This is a genomic window from Rubritalea tangerina (genome assembly GCF_042683245.1).
Lineage (GTDB): Bacteria > Verrucomicrobiota > Verrucomicrobiia > Verrucomicrobiales > Akkermansiaceae > Rubritalea > Rubritalea tangerina.
Genome location: NZ_JBHUJB010000025.1, coordinates 39,863 through 62,963, shown reverse-complemented (window position 1 = coordinate 62,963; position 23,101 = coordinate 39,863). Strand labels below are relative to the sequence as shown.

18 protein-coding genes and 1 rRNA gene are annotated in these 23,101 nt (G+C 50.3%); 8 read left to right on the top strand and 11 right to left on the bottom strand.

Features of this window, described 5'->3' with window-relative positions; all coding sequences use genetic code 11:
- Window positions 1–169: 169 nt before the first annotated feature.
- Window positions 170–285, top strand: a 5S ribosomal RNA gene (gene rrf / locus ACFSW8_RS06235).
- A gap of 132 nt (window positions 286–417) precedes the next feature.
- Complete coding sequence (locus tag ACFSW8_RS06230; protein WP_377177739.1) at window positions 418–2,424, top strand: ATP-dependent DNA helicase; 2,007 nt, start codon at window positions 418–420, stop codon at window positions 2,422–2,424.
- Window positions 2,425–2,459: 35 nt separating this feature from the next.
- Here the strand turns inward: ACFSW8_RS06230 and ACFSW8_RS06225 are convergent, their stop codons facing one another.
- The 3 genes from ACFSW8_RS06225 to ACFSW8_RS06215 form a co-directional block, all read right to left on the bottom strand.
- A complete protein-coding gene (locus ACFSW8_RS06225) occupies window positions 2,460–3,635 on the bottom strand; it encodes a purple acid phosphatase family protein (protein ID WP_377089055.1) in 1,176 nt (391 codons plus the stop codon).
- Between the two features lie 91 nt (window positions 3,636–3,726).
- On the bottom strand, window positions 3,727–4,665 hold the full coding sequence (locus ACFSW8_RS06220; RefSeq protein WP_377089056.1) for a hypothetical protein: 939 nt from the start codon (window positions 4,663–4,665) through the stop codon (window positions 3,727–3,729).
- Window positions 4,665–5,576, bottom strand: coding sequence for a type I 3-dehydroquinate dehydratase (locus tag ACFSW8_RS06215; RefSeq protein WP_377089057.1), 912 nt, complete (start codon window positions 5,574–5,576; stop codon window positions 4,665–4,667). Before ACFSW8_RS06215 ends, ACFSW8_RS06220 begins: the two co-directional genes overlap by 1 nt.
- On the opposite strand from ACFSW8_RS06215, the gene lipA reads away from it, so the two are divergent.
- The gene (gene lipA, locus ACFSW8_RS06210; protein ID WP_377091461.1) at window positions 5,575–6,606 is read left to right on the top strand and encodes a lipoyl synthase; all 1,032 of its coding nucleotides are present in this window, start codon (window positions 5,575–5,577) and stop codon (window positions 6,604–6,606) included. The two genes, ACFSW8_RS06215 and lipA, sit on opposite strands and share 2 nt — an antisense overlap.
- Before the next feature lie 113 nt (window positions 6,607–6,719).
- On the opposite strand, the gene ACFSW8_RS06205 is transcribed toward lipA, so the two are convergent.
- From ACFSW8_RS06205 to ACFSW8_RS06170, 8 genes are all read right to left on the bottom strand, one after another.
- Entirely contained in the window at window positions 6,720–7,661 is a 942-nt protein-coding gene (locus tag ACFSW8_RS06205; RefSeq protein ID WP_377089058.1) for a metallophosphoesterase family protein, read from the bottom strand.
- Between the two features lie 73 nt (window positions 7,662–7,734).
- Window positions 7,735–8,709: a hypothetical protein gene (locus ACFSW8_RS06200; RefSeq protein WP_377089059.1), complete on the bottom strand. Its 975-nt coding sequence runs from the start codon at window positions 8,707–8,709 to the stop codon at window positions 7,735–7,737.
- A 314-nt stretch (window positions 8,710–9,023) separates the two neighbouring features.
- Window positions 9,024–10,193, bottom strand: coding sequence for a tyrosine--tRNA ligase (tyrS, locus tag ACFSW8_RS06195; protein ID WP_377089061.1), 1,170 nt, complete (start codon window positions 10,191–10,193; stop codon window positions 9,024–9,026).
- A 66-nt stretch (window positions 10,194–10,259) separates the two neighbouring features.
- Window positions 10,260–10,874, bottom strand: coding sequence for an imidazole glycerol phosphate synthase subunit HisH (hisH, locus tag ACFSW8_RS06190; RefSeq protein WP_377089062.1), 615 nt, complete (start codon window positions 10,872–10,874; stop codon window positions 10,260–10,262).
- 55 nt (window positions 10,875–10,929) lie between these two features.
- Window positions 10,930–11,514: an imidazoleglycerol-phosphate dehydratase HisB gene (gene hisB, locus ACFSW8_RS06185; protein WP_377089063.1), complete on the bottom strand. Its 585-nt coding sequence runs from the start codon at window positions 11,512–11,514 to the stop codon at window positions 10,930–10,932.
- Window positions 11,515–11,603: 89 nt separating this feature from the next.
- Window positions 11,604–12,860 (bottom strand): PTPDL family protein, encoded by a 1,257-nt coding sequence (locus tag ACFSW8_RS06180; RefSeq protein ID WP_377089064.1) that lies wholly within the window; start codon window positions 12,858–12,860, stop codon window positions 11,604–11,606.
- Window positions 12,861–12,891: 31 nt separating this feature from the next.
- Window positions 12,892–15,786: a M16 family metallopeptidase gene (locus ACFSW8_RS06175; RefSeq protein WP_377089065.1), complete on the bottom strand. Its 2,895-nt coding sequence runs from the start codon at window positions 15,784–15,786 to the stop codon at window positions 12,892–12,894.
- Between the two features lie 71 nt (window positions 15,787–15,857).
- Entirely contained in the window at window positions 15,858–16,460 is a 603-nt protein-coding gene (locus ACFSW8_RS06170; RefSeq protein ID WP_377177737.1) for a type II secretion system protein, read from the bottom strand.
- 179 nt (window positions 16,461–16,639) lie between these two features.
- On the opposite strand from ACFSW8_RS06170, the gene rnr reads away from it, so the two are divergent.
- From rnr to ACFSW8_RS06145, 5 genes are all read left to right on the top strand, one after another.
- Complete coding sequence (gene rnr, locus ACFSW8_RS06165; RefSeq protein ID WP_377089067.1) at window positions 16,640–18,874, top strand: ribonuclease R; 2,235 nt, start codon at window positions 16,640–16,642, stop codon at window positions 18,872–18,874.
- 16 nt (window positions 18,875–18,890) lie between these two features.
- Entirely contained in the window at window positions 18,891–19,298 is a 408-nt protein-coding gene (locus tag ACFSW8_RS06160) for a hypothetical protein (protein WP_377177735.1), read from the top strand.
- Between the two features lie 137 nt (window positions 19,299–19,435).
- Entirely contained in the window at window positions 19,436–20,968 is a 1,533-nt protein-coding gene (zwf, locus tag ACFSW8_RS06155) for a glucose-6-phosphate dehydrogenase (protein WP_377177733.1), read from the top strand.
- Window positions 20,969–20,983: 15 nt separating this feature from the next.
- Window positions 20,984–22,048, top strand: a complete 1,065-nt coding sequence (locus ACFSW8_RS06150) for a glucose-6-phosphate dehydrogenase assembly protein OpcA (RefSeq protein WP_377089071.1) — start codon at window positions 20,984–20,986, stop codon at window positions 22,046–22,048.
- A gap of 184 nt (window positions 22,049–22,232) precedes the next feature.
- Window positions 22,233–23,051 (top strand): hypothetical protein, encoded by an 819-nt coding sequence (locus ACFSW8_RS06145; protein WP_377089072.1) that lies wholly within the window; start codon window positions 22,233–22,235, stop codon window positions 23,049–23,051.
- The last annotated feature ends 50 nt before the right edge of the window (window positions 23,052–23,101 follow it).

Here is a 23,101-nt window from a genome sequence, read left to right as displayed (position 1 = left end):
AACAACTAACTCAAAGCTCTTTTAAATAACCGAAGCAGATTTACTGAACCAAAAGCAACACGCTAGGGTCGGTAGAGGTCGTGCTGAACTTAAGAAATTGTCGAAGGCAAGTGACTCAGTTTGAAGACTGAACACAGCTAAGTGGCCAACTTAAGGACGCAGTCCGACCTCTGGTGACCATAGCAGAGTGGAACCACCCGGTCCCGTTCCGAACCCGGAAGTGAAACACTTTAGCGCCGATGGTAGTTGGACGATAGGTCCTGTGAGAGTAGGTCGTCGCCAGGTTATATGCCCGCTTCTAGCTAACGCTGGAAGCGGGCTTTTTTTGTGTCGCGAATGAGTGGGAGTTGGTTAGAAGTATGTGGTGATCTAAGGATTGCAGGTGAGCGGGGAATCGCGTAGTTTTGTTTGAAGGAGATGATAGCATTTGTAGAAGGAGGAAATAGCCCAGTGCGAGGGCTCGCTGATGAGGTTGAGGGTATCTTTTCTGAGCACGGATTGTTGTCCAAGTCACCTGATTTTGCGTATCGATCTCAGCAGCAGGAAATGGCGGTGGAAGTTGCGAAGGCTTTGGAGGAATCGAGGGTGCTGACCGTTGAGGCTGGAACGGGTGTTGGTAAGTCTTTGGCTTACTTAATACCAGCGGTGAAGTTTGCATTGGCGAGTGGTCGGAAGGCTGTGTTATCGACGCATACGATTAACTTGCAGGAGCAACTTACGGGAAAGGATATTCCCATTGTTAGGAAGTTATTGGGGGAGGACTTTGACGCGGTATTACTTAAGGGACGTCAGAATTACGTGTGTCCTTTACGTCTACGTATAGCAATGGATTCTAAGGGGGATTTATTTACTAGTAGTGAGGTAGAAGAGCTCAAAGAGATTTGGGAGTGGGCTGAAGGGACCAAAGACGGCACACTTAGTGAGTTAGATTTTAGGCCGAGTCCTAAGGTGTGGAGTCAGGTCTGCAGTGAGGCTCATATTTGTACGCCGAGGACATGTGGGACGCGTGGGAATTGTTTTTATCAGAAAGCGAGACGACGCGTCGAGAAAGCGGACGTGGTAGTTGTCAATCACACCTTATTTTTCTCTCTTTTAGATTCAGTGATGGAAGAGAGGGACGAGCGTGACAAGGGATATATCTTTGCGAATGATTTTGTAATTTTTGATGAGGCTCACACATTGGAAGACATTGCAGCAAATCAGCTGGGGTTGAGGATGAGTCAGTCCGGATTGAGGTTTGATGTTTCTAGGTTGTATAACCCAAGGAACAAGAAAGGGCTCTTGAAGCAACTGAGGAGTGGAGAAGGTATTCAGGCTGCGGAGGACTTGTTAGAACGAGCTCAAGATTTTTTTGATGAACTGGCTGAGTCGATACAATTCGGTCAATATTCGAAAGAATCGAGGGTGAGAGAAGCTGATATTGTTGATAATACTCTGGCGGAGCCTTTGCGCAAGCTATGGAACATCATTGAGAATGAGGCAGAGAAGTTAGATAAGGAATCAGCAACTCGTAAAGAACTGATGGATGGGGCGCGGAGATTGAGGGAAATGCATGGAACTCTGCGTTTGTTTTTAGACCAGACTGATGAGGAGAGTGTGTATTGGGTAGAGAAGGGGGGACGTGATGGAGATGTTTTAAGTTTGCGTTCAGCACCGATCAATGTCGCGGACAGATTGAGGGAAGTGATGTTTGGTAAGGGGCGCACATGCGTGCTGACGAGTGCGACTTTGAGTGCAGGTGAGGAAGACATGAGCTACTTCAGGCGGCGGGTTGGGGCCGAGCATGCTAAAGCTGTGCAGATCGGTAGCCCATTTGACTATCAGAAGCAGATGGAAGTGTATGTGATGCAAGCGATGCCAGATCCAGGCACGGACAAATATGAAGCATCGTTAGTGCATTGGATTGAGAGGGTTCTAAAGTACACCGAGGGCAAGGCATTTGTTCTTTTTACAAGTTACAAGGTGATGCGCAATGTGGCCGACGCGATGGAGGATTATTTTGATGAGATGGGCTGGAGGCTGTTAGTTCAGGGGGATGGGACACCTCGGCATAAGATGGTGGAAATTTTCCGAAATGACGTGCACAGCGTGTTATTTGGAACGGATAGTTTTTGGGCAGGTGTGGACGTACCGGGTGAAGCTCTGAGCAATGTGATTGTGACGCGTTTGCCTTTTTCTGTTCCTGACCACCCGGTGGTTCAATCGAAGATTGAGGCGATAGAAGCTGAGGGGGGGAATGCCTTTATGGACTATTCAGTACCAGAGGCAGTGATTAAGTTACGTCAAGGGGTTGGGCGATTGATTCGCTCAGAGAAGGATAAGGGGGTAGTGGTGATTTTAGATAACCGTGTTGTTACGAAACGATATGGAAAGACGTTTTTGAAGGCTCTACCCGACGCCCCAGTGAAGGTGGTGAAGAAGTGAGCCTTCTAGCAAATGGAAAGTTGGGGAGGACGAGGCTAACAGGGTTGTAGTTCTAGTGAGTGAATAGTCTCTCCGGTGAGTGACTGCGAATGCAGGTGGAGTTTTTTATCATCTGCGATGCAGGATATGAGTGTGGCACGGTCGAGTTGGGGACCGCCGCCGACGAGCTGCGCATAGGGGAAGGTTTCTGTGGCAGGAATCAGAGCTGGGCGGTGGGTATGGCCTGAAATGATTGCCTGAGCCCCCCATTTGGTGAGACTGTCGTGCCAGAGGATGCGGCTGCGCTTGCTGAACCAGTCGTATCCTTTGTCGGTGGTTTCATCGGTCCAACGCAGAGGGATATGGCAACAGACGAGGCGGTATGGGGCGTTCTTGAATGTTGGTTGTTCGATGATTTGCTCGAGCCATTTCGCTTGAGCGACGCGCATGTCATGGCATGAGACACGTCCGAAGAGGTAGGGGTGGTCGTCGTCTTTATCTTCTCCTGTATCGAGACAGATAAGTGCTACTGGGCCCACACGGAATGCGGACCAGGGGAGGTCTTCAGGCGAGCTCACAAAGTCTTGGAAATCACCAGCGTAGTTACCTCTGAGGTCATGATTTCCGCGGAGTGGAATGATGGGGAAGGGGAATGATTGGCCTGCGGGACATAGTACTGAGTTAGGGATGTCATCGGCTTGGTACCAATCGTTGGAGATGTCTCCATTCCAGAGCATAAACTCGCTTTCTTTGGGAGTTTTCTCGAAGAGAGTTTTGAGAGTTTCTTCTTTTTTGTGGGTATCATTCCAAATGGAGAAGTGGCAGGAAGGGTTGTTAGAGGAGAGAGTTTTGAAGGAACGTACTTCACCGTGTTCGACTGTTGGAGTTTTACGGTCAAAGGTTTCGGTAACGGCACGGAAGTAGTATGTGGTATTTGGTGTGAGGTGGTGAAGTTTGACTTTGAGGTGATTGTCACCAGAGGGACGCATGCCCCAGTTGTCGCCATCGGCACGCTGGTCTAGTTTATCAGGGGCTGTGCCATATTCTACGTAGCCTTTGGCTCGAGTCGTGGTGCGCCAGACTGCCGAGATGGAATCTTCACGTGGCGCCATGAGAACGGGGTGAGAAGCTGCGATTTTTGCGGAAGCTGGCTGAGCCTTTTCAGCAAGGGTGAGTGCTGGGGTAAGTGAGCCGATACTGGCACTGAGTTTGATAAAGTTACGTCGATCCATGTTACAATTGGGTATATCGTTTGGTGATACTATTGAGATAACGTTGGAGTTTTATCCTGTCTATCGCGGGGACAGGGTGGTGTGGGAAATGCTATTGAAAAGCGATTTTTATCCCTTTTGATTTCCAAAAGTTGGTGAGTTGGGTTTCTAGGGGGGAGAGTTGGTTTTCAGCGATGAGCTGGGGGAATGGATCTGAGTGGCGGGAACGTTTTTGGCATGCGGCTAGCCAGGATTTGATTTCGGACCTTCCATTGGATGTTTGATGGTAGAAGTGATGGGTGAGGATGAGTGAGATGGCGTAGAGGTGGTAGACTTGTTCTGGTTCTCTGAGGGCATTGAACTCGCGCCAATCGGACGAGCTCATAGTGAGCAATTGTTTGAGTGGTGGTACTGAGATGGAGGACGATTGGTTGAGGTGTTGTTTGATATGGTTTTTGACTCGGTCGGTCATATTTTCAAACTGGTAGGACCCTTTTGGAATGAAGGCCGCTGAGAAGTATTCGGCGTTTCCCTCGTAGAACCATGCTGGGGTGTATCCGATGAAGCCATCATTGCAGAGGTGGCTCAGCTCGTGGACGAGCAATTTATAATTCACGCTACGGCCTTGTGGGAGGTCGATGAACTGGTCGGCCCTGAGGAAGACTGCTTTTTGGCGACCTGAGTAATATCCAGCCGAGTTCGCAACACCGCCCGCACGAGTGTAGTTTTCTAGGTCACTGAAAATGTGGATAGCGGGCTTTTGGGCATCACTTGACTGAGGGAGTTGCAGGAGTGGGAGGGGGATTCGCTTGATGGCAGCCGGGACCGACTCGGCAGATTTTGCAAACTCTCGGACCTTGTGGTAATCGAGTTTCTTATCAGAGAGGAAGCGAAAGGATTTTGTTTCGTAGAGGAAGGGGGGAATGTCTGACTTATGTGCAATGACCTTGGGCAGTGCGCTGGTATTTTGGAGGCGCTTCGGCCAGCTGGTAGATTCAGCATAGAGGCAATGGGAGAGGAGGAGGGTAATGAGGGAGAGGAGGGGTTTCATCAGAAGGGTTTACAAGTACGTATTGCTTGGCTTAGTAGGCTAGCTGGCCATTGGCCAGGAGCTGTTTCTTTGTTGCCAAGGTACCCGTAATTTAGCAATGAGCCAAGCTGAGAGTAGAGGACGCGTGAGACGGGTGCGAGAGTGCCCATGCCCATGAGGGAGATGCCGATTGGATGTCCTTCTTGCATGAGGGTGGCGCAGCGGTGCATATCGTCGAGCGAGTTGTGATGGACTGCCATTTTAACGATGTCGGCGCCGAGATCGACAGCTTGGCGGATTTTATCACGGAGGAAATCGGTGTCGGGAGTTTTCTTGAAATCATGGAATGAAGCTACGACGAGGGCACCATTGGTGCGTGCGAGATCTGCAGCTGGCTGCATCTCAGCTAGGTTCGCTAGTTCGATATCGACGAAGGTTGCGAGTGGTGAGAGCCCACCAATGAGCTGGCTTCTTTGCTCTGAGGTGAGTGGGGCGAGGCCCCCTTCTGACTGGCAGCGCGCAGTGATGAGGGTCTGGAGCTGGCTGGCTTTGAGCTTAATGAGCACATTGCGGACTTGTTCTAAATTGCGCAAGAGGCCATCGAGACGGAATTCAACGATTTCACATTCGTCTGCTGAGTATGGGTAATCGAGCAGGCTAGCATCTGCGATGGAGCCTACGGTTTTTGGTCCTTGAGGCATGCTTGGGTGGCTGCGGTTCATACTCATGCGGCAGATGCTGGACTGGCGTTGCTCAAGATTCAACAAGAATTCTGAAGTGGAGAGGAAGGTGGTGATTGTGCAGGAAATAGTGGATTGAGTTAGGAGTTTGGCACAGTGCGGGTGAGGGTGTGCATATCTTGTTGTGGGTGTGTCAGAATCGTAAAAAATTGCCTTTCGTTTCGGGAAATTCGTGCTTACTTTCCGCGCCATGAGCTGCAACGCTGGACCGAGGATGAAAATGGACCCGACGCTCCACACGGACAAGAAGCCGTCGTGGATTAAAGTGCGTTTACCGAATAACCCGGTATTTTGGGACACGAAGTCGATGGTTAAAGACTTGAATCTAGTGACAGTTTGTGAGGAGGCGCAGTGTCCGAACCGTTGGGAATGCTGGGGGCAGGGAACTGCGACATTCATGATTGCTGGAGAGAAGTGCACGCGTGCGTGCGGCTTCTGCGCTGTCAAGACTGCAAGGCCTGACCCATTGGAGGATGACGAGCCACAGCGTGTAGCTGAGGCGACTCGTCGGATGAAACTCAAGCATGTTGTGATTACAGCAGTGGCACGAGACGATCTCAAGGACGGGGGAGCGGAACACTTTAAGAAGGTGATTAATGAGGTACGTGCGGTCAATCCAGGGATCATCATTGAGGTCTTGGTACCTGACTTTAATGATCGCGATTGGGCTCTGAAGATGGTGATGGAAGCGCGTCCGCACATTTTCAACCACAACTTAGAGACTGTAGAGCGGCTGACGCCATTGGTGCGCTCCCGAGCTAAGTACTGGCGCTCATTGTCCGTGTTGAAGAAATCTCACGAGATGGTAGAGGGCAAGGTGGCGGTGAAATCCGGTATTATGCTTGGCTTAGGTGAGACTCAGGAAGAGGTTGAAAAAGCCATGGATGACCTGTTAGATCACAATGTGACAGTGTTGACTTTGGGGCAATATTTACGCCCGACACCGCGGCATTTGCCAGTCGTGGAGTACATCAAACCTGAGAAGTTTGAGGAACTCAAAGAGATTGCATTAAAGAAGGGTTTCCGTCATGTGGCTTCAGGGCCATTAGTGCGTTCTTCTTACCACGCGGCAGATTTCCGTCCGGAATTAGATGTGGTTGATGACATTGAAGCGGCGCTTCGTGGAACGACCGACTTGGAGGTGAAGCCGAGTGATTTACCGATTCCACAGGCGAAGGCTGATGTCTTTCAGGCGACATTGAACCAAGAGACTGCTCAGTAAGTGAATTTTGAAATAAGTAAGCGCTCCATCAGTGATGGGGCGCTTTTTTTGTGTCGCTCTCTTGGGCGGGCTTAACCACGCCCCATTGGTCTATTCCGAGTCGAGAGATGGTATTAGAGGGCTTTGATATTGGTCAAGTGTTGAGCGCTGATTGAGGGATGGACACGACCTTTGAGGTTCTGTTTGTTCTTGGTGAGCAAATCATCGACATTTTTGATGTCTTTGAGCCAGGTAGATTTTTTGGCATCGAGAGTGATCGTGCCTTTGGTGGGGTTGATTCTCAAGGTGGTGAAGAGTGGGTCTTTATACTTGGCGAGTCTCACTTTGCCACCGAGCCAGAAGTAGGAAGCTGAGTTAATGTGAAGGTAGTGGATGTCATCGATTTCATGGTGGCTGTCCAGGTGGCTATGGCCATTGATTGCGAGGAGGATTTTATCTTTATGGGAGGAGAGGATTGACTGCATTTCTTTTGCGTTATCGACTGCGCCGTCACCCGCCAGTGGTTGGTGGCTCACGATGAGCACTGGAGTGGTGGCGTCACTCAGTTCCTTCTTTAGCCAAGTTTGTTGTTTCGGTCCAATGTATGAGGGGTAGCCACCATGGGTGTGGTGAGTGGGGGAGCCTTTTTCATTTCCATCGAGCACGATGATTTTGATGCCTGAAATTTCTTGTGTGTAGTAAGTAGCGGGCATGCCCCATGATTTGAGGACATCTTCCCTGGTTTTTCTGTGATCGAGGTCATGGTTCCCCATCACATGGAGGGTGTGTTCTTGGGCTTGGTTGAACTTATCGATGTGGGGTTGTTGCTTGGCATCTGGAGTTGCGAAGTCGCCAAGTTGGATCAGGGCATCGGGCTTCACTGACTTCATGGTTTCAAGAAAGGCCTCAAGTCGGGTTGGGGCGTCGTCTACAAAGCCGATGTGAGGATCTGCAATTAAACCAAAAGCAACCGCTTTGGGAAGCTTGGCGACTTTTGCCTGTAAGGCTGAGGGCAGGAAGATGCTAGTTGTCCCAGCTGCGATTAGTTTGAGTGAATTTCTGCGTGTGGTATGCATAGATACAAGAGTACAGCTATTCCTGGAGGTCTCTAAGTGAAATGTTGAAAATGCTATAAAGGTGTGCAAATAGCTATCTTTGGGCGGGAGTGAGAAGTGTGTTGAGTGGGAGGAATACGAGTCGATCGATGGGAAGGGTGGTGGTATTTCGGTAGGGAGAAGCTGCTGACTCGAACAACACGACGAGTTGGTTCTTGTAGAGGCAAATGCCCTCTGACATTGGAGGCAGAGTGTGCTTGGCGATTTTATTCTGGGGGAGTAGGTGCAGGAGGGGCTGGGGGCTTGTTTGTTGGGTAAGTGGCTTTGAGAAGATTTCTATAGAGCTATTGTTTCTTCTGCCATAGGAGCGACTGAGGATATAATGTGATGGGGTGATTACGAGGCCTTGAACGCGGCTTGGGAGGGTTATGAAGGTGTGCGGGTGGTCAGGTGTTTTATGGTTTGAGAGGCAGAGAACTGCAGAGTTGTTAGGGTGAGTAGGTGAGTTCAGTTTAGGGAGGAGCTTTGAGGAGTAGGACTTTGACCACATCGAGTGGTGGGTAAATTCACCGACGAAAAGAGTGTTTGGGGAACTGAAGCAAAATGAGGCAGCTGATGGGGAAGCCCATTGGGCGCTAGCTCGTAATGAGGTGTGGTGTCTCCAGAGGTTCTTGGGAGGCAGCTCAAACTTAAGAATGAGTTGGTCAGAGGCGATGTAGAGGGCATTGTTATGGATACTGATGCCTCCTACATGGCCTCGATGTGGGCTGGCGTCTTGGTGGTGGAGGGCGAATGAGGTGGTGAGTTTTTGTGAGTCTTGATGCACTACTGAAACATAGGAGGTATGCCCCTTTTTGTAGTGGCTTATAAAGAAGCTTGTATGTTGAGGGCTGTGGCAGAGGCCCTGGGGGACATAGCCCTGGGCGAGTCCTGGGATAATGGGGCCAAGTTTCGCGTGATGCTGAGTGAGAGCAGCGCTATGGATGCTCTTTGTGATGGGAGTTTGTGTTAATGGGGCTGCTATGAGCAGGGAGGAAAACAGGATGTAAGCAAGGGCCGTCTGCAACATAATCATTGAGTGTACTCTTGGGTAAAGGTGACACAATTTATACCATTTCTCGACTCGGAATAGACGCATGGAGTGTGGTTCAGTCTTGTGAAGTTTGCGCTAAGCGATTTCAGAGTAAATCAGATCGTCTTACATAATGGTCTCATAGCCATTCAGTTGTCCATATGACGTGGAGTTCATTCACTCCGCCTTGATATGCTGCAAGTTCATTCCGCCCATTCTGTCTCACTTAATGGTCTAAAAAAACTCAGCTACCGGGAGGGTAGCTGAGTGGAAAAGTTAGAGGGGGCTTAAACGTAGAATGTGTGTCTCGCTTATGAGAATTTCACAGTATGTTTTTTCGAGAGACGGAGGGTGTCACCGGCTTTGGGTGTGACGGCAGCATTTGGGTCGGTGAGCTTGTCTCCATTGAGCTGGATAGCGCCAGGGAGGATTGCTTGTTTTTTGAGCTCACCATTTGATTTCTTGAGGTTGAAGCCAATTTGGAATGCGTTAGAAGCCATTGTTAGGACTGTGAGTTCCTCTGGGAAATCAGCTAGGGCAACTTCTGTTGCGCCGGCACCTTGGTCACCTTTTGAGCGGTCGAGCCATTTTTGGACAGCTGCTGCGGCAGAGGCACCGTCATGGTAGCGCGCTGTGATTTGGCGTGCGAGTTCGAGTTTTGCATCACGTGGGTGGAGCGATTCATCGCGTTTGGAGCCGAGCAACATGAGGTAGTATTTATCCATGAGTTCATCAGAGATACTCATGAGTTTATTGACCATTTCAGGGGCTGGCTCGGATACTCCGACGTAATTCTGTGAGGACTTTGACATTTTTTTCACGCCGTCGAGTCCTTCTAGCAGAGGCATGAGCATGACCACTTGTTGGGGGAGTCCTTCTTCTTTTTGGAGGTCGCGACCGACGAGGATATTAAAGAGTTGGTCGGTGCCGCCGATTTCGACATCTGATTTGACAACGACTGAATCCCAGCCCTGCATGATGGGGTACTGGATTTCATGGAGGCGGACCTCTTTGCCTTCAGCGATTCGAGACTTAAAGTCTTCCCGCTGGAGCATTTGTTGCATGGTCACGCGGCCATTGAGTTTGAGTACCTGATCGTAGGTCATTTTATTGAACCAATCCCCATTGTAGACGACTTCTGTTTTTTCAGGGTCGAGAATTTTGAATGCTTGGGTGGTGTAGGTTTCGGCATTAGCGAGGACCTCTTCACGGGTGATTGGTGGGCGGGCAGCGGAGCGTCCGGTGGGGTCACCGACAGTAGCGGTGAAGTCGCCGATGATGAGCACAGCGGTGTGGCCGAGTTTCTGGAACTGGCGCAATTTTTCGATGGCTACGGTGTGACCGAGGTGGATATCAGGAGCTGTGGGATCGACGCCGAGTTTGACGCGCAGCGGGCGGCCGAGCTCAAGTTTTTCAGCGAGTTCTTTTTCAGAGAGGACTTTGGCGGTGCCGCCGACAAGTTGTTCAAGTGCAGATGACATAGTCAAAAGTGGTAAGTTAGAAATGGGAATGATGCGCCACGGGAAGTGGCGCGGGGTGCTCAGGAATTAGAGAGCGAGGAAGTTTTTCAGCAACTGGAGGCCAGCGTGCTGAGATTTTTCTGGGTGGAACTGGGTGGCAATGAGGTTGTTACGAGTGACCGCGCCATGGAATGTTTGTCCGCCATAGGTGGTGGTGCATGCGACCACCGTTGGATCTTCCGCTTTGGGGAAGAAGGAGTGGACATAATAGAAGTAGGGCTCCTTGCTCATGCCCTGCCACATCGGGTGGTCTGGCTGGGTGGGAGTGACGCCATTCCAGCCCATGTGTGGGATTTTGAGGCCGTCTTCGGCTAAGAACTTAGTATTTTGACCTTTAAAGATCCCCAGACCTTGGGCTGAGGGTGATTCTTCACTGCCCTCGAAGAGTAACTGGTAGCCGACGCAGATGCCAAGAAATGGTTTATCTGCAGCGATCCAGTCCTTGACGGGAGTGGTCATGCCTGAAGCTTCGAGTTTACGTGAGCAGTCACCGAATTCGCCCTGACCTGGTAGGACAAGGTGGGTGAGCCCATCTAGTTCACTTGGAGAGGTGATGAGTTTCGCATCGGCATCGAGTGCGTGAAAGGCATTGAGCACACTTTGGAGGTTGCCAGCTCCATAGTCGATAATTCCTACGTTCATAACTTTGTGGTGTTATGTGTGAGTGTTTGGAGAAGTGAGGTTGCTTAGGCAACGATTAGAGTACTTCTTTGGTGCTGGGAATCCCGGTTACGCGTGGGTCATTTTCCATGGCAATGCGGAGGGCGCGGGCGAGTCCCTTGAAGAGGGATTCGGCGATGTGGTGGCCATCACGACCGTAGAGGACTTCGGCGTGGATATTGGCGCGGAGATTTGCGGCAATCGCTCGGAAGAATTCTTCGACGAGTGAGAATGGGAAGTTCTGGGCATCTGGGGTGCCTTCAGGAAATTTGAACTCGAGGTGTGGGCGATTTGAGAGGTCGACAACCACACGTGAGAGCGTCTCATCCATGGGGAGGTAGGCATGGCCGTAGCGAGTAATGCCTTTTTTATCGCCGAGGGCTTCTTTCAGGCATTCACCGATGACAATGCCGGTGTCTTCGACTGTGTGGTGGAAATCGACTTCGACATCACCATCGACCTTGGCATCGAGGTTAATGAGGCCATGACGTGAGAACAAGGTGAGCATGTGGTCAAAGAAGGGAATGCCGGTATCGATTTCGGATTTCCCTGTACCGTCGATGTTAAGGCTGAGCTGAATTTTTGTTTCAGCGGTATCGCGCTTTTGTGATGCTGTTCTCATAGGACTGGGGGTAGTGTGCGTGAGAAGGCAGGAAGATCAACCCAAAAGAAATGGCGATCTCGGTTAGGAAATCGCCATTGAGGTGGAGTTTAGTCGGTGAGCTCTTCGATAAGTTGGTTTCTTTTTTCGATGGTCGACTTTACGGAGCCAGAGTCTTGCTCAGGGGGGGCAGGAGTGTCCTTTTTCGTCTTATCTGTGTTACCATCTGGGAGAGCAGATTCCGCTTCTTTTGCTTTGCGAGCTTCTTCGGCGGCTTCTTCTTTTTTCTGTTTTTCGATGAGTTTCATTTGGGTGACAGCCTCTGAGTAGCGGCTACTCAGGTAGTCTTTGTGCTCTGCTGGTGGGCGAGTACGGGTAAATTCACGCAGTTTTGTTTTAGCGAGATCGAGGTCATTGGTGTCGAGGGCATTGAAGACTTCGCGGTAGAGCGCGCCACCATCGGTAAATTCTTCGGTGCTTAATTTTTCGATTTTTTTGGTCTCTGTTTTGATTTGGGCGATGACGGACTTAGCCTCTTTCGGGTGGTAGCGATTGAGGGGGAGCCATTTACTTTTGGCGCTGGTGGTCTTTTTGAGTGCAGCCTGGTATTTGGCTTCTTCTGCGGCGAGGAGACGCTCTACCCGGCTTTTTTCCGAGCCGGACAGGCGCTCTAGAGCTTTGTCTCTTTTTGCGATGAGAGCGTCGGCATTGTCGATGATTGCCTGAGCTTTCTTCTGATAGATCGGAAGGAAGCGCAGGGCCATGTCTAGAGAGTCACGGTATGGTTTGGTATTTTTATACTCTTTTTCCATCGTGCTCAGCTTGGTGAGAGCTAAGCCGAACTGGCCTTTACGGGCGAGGGTTTCGAATTGTTTAGCAGCTTGGGCAGCTTCGAATTCGAATTTATTACTATTGATGGCGGCGGCATCGAGCCATTTTCCATCGACTTTGAATGAGCCGGCCTCGACTTTCGCGAGTTCGGAATTGAGGGTGGATTCAATGTTTTTGACTTCTTCGGTATGGGGGGAGTCGGGGTACTTTTTGTAGAATGGTTTAACTTTTGAATCGATGATGGATTGGTAGTCTGCGGCTTTGAGGAGGTCTGCGGTGGGGAGAAGTTTTTTGATTGCAGGGAGGGCATCGCCGGATTTGTCCTCTTTGGTGATCGATTCGATATCACTTTTTTTGACGGTGATTTCATCGCGGACGCCTTTTTGGACTTCGACAAGAAGGACATAGGAATCACCTGCGTCCATGGCGATTTTTCCTTCGAAGGTTCTGCCGTCTTTTAGTTTATAGGTATCGGCGTGAGCAGCCAAAGTAAGGCTGGCAGCGATCCCGAGAGCTAGTGAGATTGATTGTTTCATTGGTGTAGGATGTTGGGTGTTTTTCGGGGAGCTATTTTTTTGGGGAAATGGCTATGCGTGCGCTGTTGGATTTCAGGCACCATTTTTTGGCCAGCGCGTTGATTTCTTCCAGAGTGACATTGGCGTAATCGGCGTCTCGCGTACGTGCCGCTTCGATTTTATCTGGGTATGTTTGGCTCTGGTCCATGACTGTTCCTAGCCAATAGCTATTTTGGCGCAATGATTTTTCTAACAAACCTAATCGTGGTTTGAGGACGCGATCGAGTTCATCTTGGGTTGCACCTTCTTGAGCGAGGGTGTGAGCGAGCTTGATGATAATGTCTCCGACCTTGGTTGTATTAGCGGGTTTTCCGGGGCTATAGGCCATGAGCATTCCTTGGTTTTTGAAGGTCATGGAGAGTGAGGCACGGGCGAATGGGCTATATGCTTCACCCAGTTTTTCACGTAATTCGACGCGCATGCGTTCATCGAGAATGTCGGCAAGTAGGCCGGCACGGCGTATTTTTTTGATATCACGGTCGGTGGCATCATCGGCTTTCCAGAGGACGATGGCGATAGCTTTTTCGATTTCGCTTTGGAAGGTGAATGACTTCTCAGCGGGGGTGTCAGGCAAGGTGAGTGTGCGTTGCTCCATTGGGATCGCTTGGAGCTCTGAGCGTTTAGGCAGGGCACCAAGGGTGCTGGAAAGAGCTGCTTTTAGTGCCTCAGGCGTGGTGTCACCGACGACTGATATTTCTAGAGCGCTTTGGTTGAGTTGTGGCGCGAGCCAGGATTTGACGTCTTCGGAGCTGAGGGTTTGTGCTTGTTCCTGGGTCGGGAAGACGAAGCGTGGGTCGTTACCGGCGAACCAAGCTGACATCTCGGCCATGGGACCCTGCTCTGTGTGCTTGAGTTGTGCGTAAAGGTTGGGGAGCATTGCCTTGAATTGGCGTTCTGCTTCGGGGCGGAAGCCCGGGTCCGTGAGGTAGGCAGTGAGAAGTTGGCATTGGAGTTCTAGGTCTTCTGGAGTGGTGCTGCCACTGAGTGAGAAGTGGCTATCACCGATGCTAAGGCCTACCCCGACATTTTTTCCTGCAAGGATGGTACGCAAGTCATCACTGCTGTGTTTGCCGAGTCCACCGGCGGAGAAGATGGCACCTGCGAGGGTGTCTAAGCCTGGTTTAGAGAGTGGCATACCCGCTTTTCCTGAGCCAAAGCTTGCGATCATGCTGATAGAGTTTTTATCAAAGTCGGTTTGTTTGAAATTTACTTTGATGCCATTATCGAAGGTCCACTGGTGGATATCGAGGTCTTCGATGTGGGAGGTTTGAGTGATTTTTCCGGCCTGGCCGAATTGGGTGTACGCGAAAGCAGCAGCTTCTTTGTCGTTGGGCGCTTCGAGCTTTTCTGAGCTTTGTTGCTTGAAGAGAGCAGCAAGTTTTTCCTCAGCATTATCCTCAGCATTCTGGGTGGTTAGGATGAGGTGAATATCTTCCGTGTTCCAGAATTTAACAAAGGTTTCGTGTACGGTTTTAGGGGTGAGTGTGGCGAGGTTTTGTTTGAGGATCTCAAGGTCAGTTTCAGGTGTTGAGTAGACTGCGTCTGAGTGGGCGTGTTCGACTAGGCTTGAAGCGATCGAGTCTGATTTCCTCGTTGGTGCTGATTTTACGGCCTGCTCGTAGGCGTTGATAATCCCTGCGACGACTTCTTTGAATTCTGATTGGGTGAAGCCGTAGAGTTTTGCACGGCGGAATTCGTTTTCTAGGACGGGCAGTGCCGCTTGCCAATTGTTGTTGAGGGCAGTGACATCGATACTACCGAGTTCTAGTTCTCTGAAGAAGATACTTCTTGAGGCGGAGCCTGAAGTGATGGTGGTATTTTCTTCTTTTGCGATTCTGGAGAAGCGACGATTGATGATGGCATTGGCGACGCTGAACTTCAGTGACTCTAGGCGTTTCGCTTTACTATCGGTTTGATAGCTGTGTGGTTTTGCGTGGAGAATGGAGAGTTCCGTAGAGGTGAGTTCCTTATCGGTGAAGACGGAGGTGTTGAAGCCTGATGGGGTTTCGACATTTCCGAGGGTTGCTTTGTCTCCGGGTTTAGCAGGGTTTTTGATAGGTCCGAATGTGTCAGCAATACGTTGTTCGGCTTCAGCTACATCGAGGTCACCGACGTAGACGAAGGTCATCTTTTCTGGGGTGTAGAAGCGCGTGTAGAAGTCGACGAATCGCTCACGAGGGGCATTGGCGATCACTTCGTCCGTGCCGATAGGGAGACGATTTGGGATGAGTGACTTTGGGAAGAGGGCCGCGAATTGTTTTTCAAACATTCTGAGGCCGACGGAGTCACGGGAGATTTTTTCGGATGCGATGACTCCTCGTTCTTCATCAATTTCTTTATTCTCTAGCAAAGCTCCGTCAGCGAAGTCACCCATGACAGCGAAGCCGAGATCGAGGGTGCTTTTATCGATATTGGGGAGATCGAGCATGTAGACGGTTTCATCAAAGGAGGTGTAGGCATTTGCGTGTGCTCCGAAGGCTATGCCGAGTCTTTGCATTTGGGGGATGAGTTTTGAGGCATCAGGGAAATGTTTCGTACCATTAAAGACCATGTGCTCGAGGAAGTGAGCGACGCCTCTTTGGTTTTCGGCCTCGTTGAGGGAGCCTGCGTCAACATGGAGGCGCATGCTGACTCGTTTTGGTGGGAGTGGGCTCTTGCAGATGATGTAGCGCATCCCATTCTCGAGAGATCCGTATACAATTTTTGGGTCGACAGTGATATCTGACTGGCTGTGTGCCCATGCACGGGCGGTTCCTTTAGCGCGTGAGCTATCGGCTTTGGCTGCGACCAGCTTCTTAGGATCAGTGTCTGAGGATTTTTGAGCGAGGACGAAACCACCGATACAGGCGATTCCGATAGTGGTAAGGAGTGGGACCGAGTTTTTCATTGTTGGTGTAGGAATAAAAAAGCACGTGCAGTAGGGGCACGCGCTGTTTTTGTTGGGGATATGATCTAGATTTACCAGGATTTGACGTCGTCAATATCGTCGTGGACTTTATCTGGTCCTGGAGATGCTACAGCGGCTGTTGTAGAACGTAGCGTCATGCTGGAGCCATCTTTGTCTTTGTATATGTTAAATGGGGTGCCAGCTTGTCCAAATTCGATTTTACGTTCGCCGGTGTAGTCGATGACGATGGTGTATGGGGAACCCCAAGGGTCGACGAGGGATTCAGGTGTGGTTCCATCTCCGGAATAGATGATGCCATTGACGTCATTTTTGGCGCCATCTGCTTCGAAGAAGATCGTGTTATTGGGGTTAATATCTGTGTCCTGGCCCATGAGGACTTTGAGAAAGTCAGAATCGTCGGTTCGAATGACTTGATAGTTGTTCGGGGCTTGTCCTGTCGTGTAGGGTAAGTAGCCGTATTTTGATTCGAATTGTTCGATAGCAAAGACAATATCAGCCGCCATTTTGTTCCCTTCTTCGATTTTAGCTTTCTTAAGCATTGAGGTAATAGCTGGGTAGGAGGCTCCAGCAAGAAGGGCGATGATCGCAATAACAACGAGGAGTTCGACGAGAGAGAAGCCTTTCGCGAGACGAGAATGATTAGGTTTTTTCATGGATTGTTTGAAATGAAGTAGAGAATGGATGGCAGGAAAAGTCTGGGTCGGCAACCTCACAATCTGGGATTTATGAAATTGTGGGTACAATGTGTATTCGTTGAGGGTAGTAAAGTGAATGTGATGCTGCAAGAGAAACTTATCTTGCGGGATATGGTTAGATGGCGCAGTGTCGGTATATGGATCAATTACGCAGGCAGCTACTCAAGTTCATGGGTGGGAAAAATTACCGACCGATGGATAAATCTGAACTGGCTCGTAAGATGGGGGTTCAGAGTGGTGAGCGGCGGGCGTTTAGGATTTTATTGAGCAAGCTGGAGAAGGAGGGGAAGATTGTGATTGGGGCGAAGAGTCGCTATAAGATTAGGGAGCGTGCACAAACGGTTTTGGTGGGGGTGTTGAGGTTTCAGCAGAATGGCAATGGGTGGTTTTTCCCGCATTTAGCGGACGAGGGGAATGTGGAGACTGGTTTTGATATAAAGAAGTACGACCGGATTTTTGTAGATTGTCGGGACATGGGGGTGGCATTGGATGGAGACATCGTGAGTTTGAAGGTAACGCGGGTGGGGGTGCCGAAGTGGAAGAAGTATGCGGAGAAGGGGAGAAGGAAGCGATTTGATAGGAAGGGGAAGGAGGTTGAGCAGAAGCCTGAGCGGGAGCACAAAGATGAGGCCGCGGGAAAGGTTCTCAAGGTATTGGAGCGCAAGAACCCTACTGTGATAGGATTTTATCGTGAGGAAGGGCAATTTTGCTATGTGGAGCCGGAAGAGCAGGCATTGCCACCGGGCATTGATTTGTTGGAGGCTGGGGGGGCTAAGCCTGGACAGATAGTGGCAGTAGAGATTACTCAGTGGACGCACCGGCAGGCAGCTCCAGTGGGGAAGGTCGTGAAAGTGATAGGCTACCCGAGCGCTCCAGGGGTGGATATTATTTCTGTGATTCACAAGCATCGGCTTCGTGTGGAATTTGAGCCCGAGGTACAGAAGGAGGCTGAGGCTGTGTCTGAGCAGATAGATGATCAGGAGATAGCACGGCGTGAGGATTGGAGAGGGGCTATGGTGTTGACTGTAGACCCCGGGGACGCGAAGGACCACGATGATGCAGTTCTGGTGGAAGAGACGGGAGACGGATGGAAGCTTGCGGTGCATATTGCGGATGTCTCTCACTATGTACGCCCCCATACGGCTTTGGATAAGGAGGCTGAATTAAGGGGTAATTCGACGTATCTGGTGGACAGGGTTTTACCGATGTTGCCAGAGAAGTTATCGAATAACGTGTGTAGCTTGAGGCCACATGTGGATCGCTTGACGAAGTGTGCGGTGATGGAGTTTGACCGTACAGGGGCTAGGACATCCGCCTATTTTTGTGATGCAGTGATCAACAGTAAGGCAAAGTTGGCCTACGAGGAGGCTCAGGTATTTATCAAGGAGGGAGGCGGAGGTGAAGTCGGGGATGCGATACGTAGGGCTTGGGGCTTGGCAGATGTGTTGCGCAAGCGTCGCTTTGATATGGGGGCGTTGGATTTGGACTTTCCTGAGGTGAAGGTGGTGTTAGATGAGCAAAGCAAGAAGCCTATTGAAGTGCAGAAATTGGTTTACGATGAGAGCCACCAGATGATTGAGGAATTCATGTTAGCAGCGAATGAGGCGGTGGCGGTGGAGCTAAAGATGAAGCGTCGGAATGCGATGCATCGGATTCATGAGGATCCAGATGCTGACCGTCTGAATGAGTTTGCTGAGATAGCGAGGATTCACGGATTTCAGGTGGGGGATTTGACGAACAAGAAGCACATTCAGGAATTGTTGCGTCAAGCGAAGGGGCAAGCCGTGGAGCAGTCAATCAAGTTGGGGTTGTTGAAGAGTTTAAAGCGAGCTGCCTATAGCATTGAGGGCTTGGGGCACTATGGATTAGCGAAGATGGATTATTGCCATTTTACTTCACCGATTCGTCGATATGCTGACTTGGTGGTGCACCGTGCATTGCAGCATGTTTTAGTGAATCCTCCTGAGAAGCCGGACCGCTTACCGAAGAGCGCTAAATTAGAGGAAATCGCTCAGCACATATCTGACACTGAGAGGAATAGTGCGGAGGCGGAGAATGCGACGAAGCGGATGAAGATGATGGAGTATTTATACGATTTATCTCAGAGTGATAAGGAGGTGAGCTTTGAGGCATTGATTACTGACGTGAGACGAATGGGACTTTTTGTAGAGATCACGGACATGTCAGTGAAGGGCTTGGTCAAACGTGAGTCTTTACCGAGAGGGAACTGGGATTTTGAGCAGAACATCATGGCGTATCGCAATTATAAGGCGAAGAAGGAATTGCGGCTTGGTCAGAAGGTTCGGGTACGCATTCAGCGAGTGGATGTGGAGAAGCAATTGGTAGATTTTGTTCTAATTGAGCAAGGTTAGGAGGCGTTTTATGCGTATGCAGAAGTTTGTGAGAGTGGGGGTGATGGTGTTGGGAAGTATGCTGTTTTTTTCATGCTCAGGGAAGAAGTCGACTCCTGAGTTGGCGGATATGATGACAGCTGAGTTAGAGGGTTTACCTGGGGTGATTCGGAGTGTTGAAGAGAAGTCTGATGCTGAGCGCGCAAGCAAGGAGATTCGGGCAATGAGTCAAGCGATTGGGGTTTTGATTCCCGAGGTGCCTGAGGGGGAGAAGTTGACCCTGGAGCAGCGTGTGATCGTTGAGAAAAAAATTCGAGCGGTTCAGGATGAGGTAGCCTATTTACTGCAGAGGCTGAGTGACCGCCCTGAAGTATTGATTCAGCTATCTGAACCACTACAGGAATTAGGCAATGTTTTAGAGGCTGCCTCGGCTGCGATGAAGTAAGCCATAGAAATGCTGAAATATCGCAAGCCGTTGTTGCGTGGGTGCTGGAGTGTGAGTGTGTTGACGCAAAAATAATGGGAAACTGGCAGACTTACGGCTTGAGGGATTGGGTGTCCTAGGGAATGCTGCCCGCAGCAATGAGTAATCCTTTCAGAGAAGATTTGGTATCACGTTCGCGTGCGGAAGCCTGTACCGTAGTGATATTTGGGGCCACGGGAGATTTAACGCACCGCAAGTTGGTGCCCGCCCTTTATAACCTAGCCGTGGATGGAGAGCTGCCGCATGGAGTGAAGATTATTGGCTTTGCTCGTAGAGAGAAGAGCGACGCTGTATTTCGTGAAGGTCTTGAAGAGCTCAACAAAGAGGTTTCACGGAGTGGTCACGATGCCAGCTTATGGGAAGAATATAAAGAGAGCATTCACTACCACCAAAGTGAATTCACGGATATTGATGGGTACCAACGTCTGGCGGAGAGGCTGGACGCCATTGATCGTGAGCGAGGTGGGGTGGGTAACCGCCTTTTCTACATAGCGAGTGCGCCAGAATTTTTTGATGTCATTTTAGAGAACCTGAAGGCCGTTGGTTTGAGTGAGGCGGCTGATGGAGCGTGGGCCCGTGTCATTGTGGAGAAGCCATTTGGTACTGATTTGGCAACAGCTCAGCACCTCAACAAGGTGGTGAACAATACTTTTGCGGAGAAGGATACCTACCGTATTGACCATTATCTGGGGAAAGAAACGGCGCAGAATATCATGGTTTTGAGGTTTGCGAATGCGATTTTTGAGCCGTTGTGGAATAACAAGCACATCGAGCAGGTTCAGATCACCTGTGCGGAACATCTCGGTATGGAGGGTGGTCGTGGTGGATATTACGACAAGGCTGGTGCTTTACGCGACATGGTTCAGAACCATCTGCTACAGCTATTGAGCTTAGTGGCTATGGAGCCGCCAACAGATTTATCAGCTGATGGTGTACGTGACGAAAAAGTGAAGGTGTTACGTTCCTTGCGTCAGCTCAACAGCCCTGAGTTAATCAAGCAAAACGTGGTGCGAGCCCAATACACAGCTGGCCATGTGGATGCAAAGCAAGTGGTTGGATACCGTGAAGAAGACCGTGTGGATCCTGAGTCGATGACTGAGGCTTATGTGGCGTTGCGGATGCATGTCGACACTTGGCGTTGGAGCGGGGTGCCTTTTTATTTACGTGTGGGTAAGCGATTACCGAAGAAGGCGACTGAGATTTCGATTCACTTTAAGTCGCCACCGAATGTTTTATTCAACGCGACTCCTGGTGCGAATGAGGGAGGCAATGTGTTGGTGATTCGGATTCAGCCTGACGAAGGGATTTCTCTAAGAATGGTTTCTAAGTTGCCGGGGACAAGCCTGCGCATGGAGCCGGTGAAAATGGATTTCCATTATGCTACCAGCTTTGGGAAAGGAAGCCCGGAGGCGTACGAGCGACTGCTCTTGGATGCGATGGCTGGTGACGCCACACTTTTTGCGCGCCGCGACGAGGTGGAAGAGGCATGGAAGTACATCGACCATATCGAGAGGGCTTGGCATGAGTCAGAGGTGAAGCCACCGATGGCTGAATTTGTTGCTGGCAGCTGGGGACCTAAGGAAGCCGATGATTTGTTGGAACAAGACGGCAATTCATGGAGGAGGCTCTAACCAAGGAGAGTAAGGATGACAGTACCAAACGATTGTAGCATATTAGGGCGTGAGGTAGAGGTCGGCCAGATTGAGGTTGAGCTAAAGCGGTTATGGGAGGCTGATGAGGCGCGCACGAATGCGTCTTTGATGAATTTTGCGGTGTATTCAGAGGAGACGTCGGCATTGGCCAGCAACTCTGAGATGGTGCGAGAGATCACTCGTGAGCATGCCTGTCGTGCGATTTTGATTGGTGTGGACCGTCACGATCCGGAAACTGGGATGCGGGCTTGGATCACCGCTCACTGTAATTTAGCGAATGGAAATAAGACAGTTTGTTGTGAGCAGTTGGCTTTCCACTTGGCTGGTCGCGTCGGGGGGAGATTCCGCAATACGATTTTTTCACACTTACAGAGTGACTTGCCATTGATTATGTGGTGGCAGGGCGAGCTGACTGATCGCTTTACGGACAGGATCTATTCCTTGATTAGCCGCTTGGTAGTAGATAGTTCTGAGTGGGAGAACCCAGAGGAGCAATTTACAAAGCTGGAAGGGCCAATGTTAGATGAAGGGTTGGTGGTTCAGGATCTATCTTGGACGCGTACCTATCACGTTAGGTTAGCGATTGCTTCTTTATTTGATGATCCGATTGCACAGTCAGCGATTTCGAGTATCCGCAAACTTAGCATCACGACATCTAGGGATGGAAGGATACCTGGCTTACAGTTGTTAGCATGGTTTACTGTTCAGTGTGGTTGGGTTCCAGCAAAGGAATTGTTAGAGAGTGATGGAGACACAGGCTTCCATTTTGAACACCAGCATGGAGGAGCGATTGAGGCGCGGTTGATTGAGGAGGAGGCTAGTGCGCCTATAGGACTTGTCGAAATTGATGCTGGTGACACGCGTATACAGATCAGCAGAGAAAAGGGTGAGAATTTAGTGCATCTGAAGTTAGAGACACCAGGGAATGTGGTGGAGCAGTCAGCTCCAGCAGACAGCATTGACTCGGTAGGCCTAGTGAGAGATCAACTTTCTCGTGGCGGGAAGAATTCCTTATTCCGCAAGGTGTTTCCTCAGTTTTTGAGCTTATTGCGGAAATAAGACACGAGCAATCGGCAATATTACCAGCTGTTGAGGCGTCTGTATAGTTCAGGAATGTGAAAAATTTCGTTTGCAGGTTTGACAGATGGGGGCATTGGCGGTGTAGAGTAGTTGAAAGACTATTGATGAAGGGGAAAACTTCATCAGAGTACTACACAAATCACCTAACGAAACCCATCAGAGGATGAGCGAAGACAACAACGACAACCACACACAGCCGCTTGATACTGAGCCCCTTCACAAGCAGCACATGCGTAAAACTTCTTCCGTGCCACTCCGCAAGGAAACGGTACGTGTGACACTTAAGTCCACACCTGCAGGAGCGAAGCCAGCAGCGCCAGCACCGACGCCACCGGCTGCTCAAGCACCAATGCCGACAGCTATGACGCCAGACACGGCGCCGCAGGCCGCTAAGGCACCGAGTGCCCACAACCCAGACATTCCGGATGTGACATCTGCAGTTCCTCTGAAGCAGGAGACGATGCGTGTGACATTAAAGGCTGACAAATCTGACGAAGAGGAAGCTGCGCCTAAGGCACCAGAAGCGGGCGCTCCTCCAGCTCCAGCTGCGCCAAAGGCTCCAGCACCAGCTCCGACAATTCCACTAGCGGGAGCAGCAGGGGCACCTAAGATTGCGGCACCAGCTCCCACAGTACCACTCAATGTAGGAGCGTCAGCTGGGGGTCCAGCGACGATTCCATTGGCAACTCAGCCACTTGGCAGCGCGAGCCAGCCATTACCTAAAGCAACCGTTCAGCTTCAACAGACCCAGCAGCTTACTCAGCCGGGTGTCGCTGGACCAGGTGAGCAGGCTCCAACGATCCAGACTGTAGTCGATGAGGAATCTTCTGCGGAGCGTGCAAGCAATGCTGAGACGATTTTGGCGGTAGCAGCCTTCTTACTTTCACTCTTTGTTTTGTTTGCCCAATTCCAGCGTGCAAGCATTTGGGTGGACGAGCATGAAGACGGATCTTATGGCGCGGTATTTTCCGCATCTGAGTAGTGATAGAAGCATAACGAAAGGAGACAACTATGGCATTGCCAATTTCACTT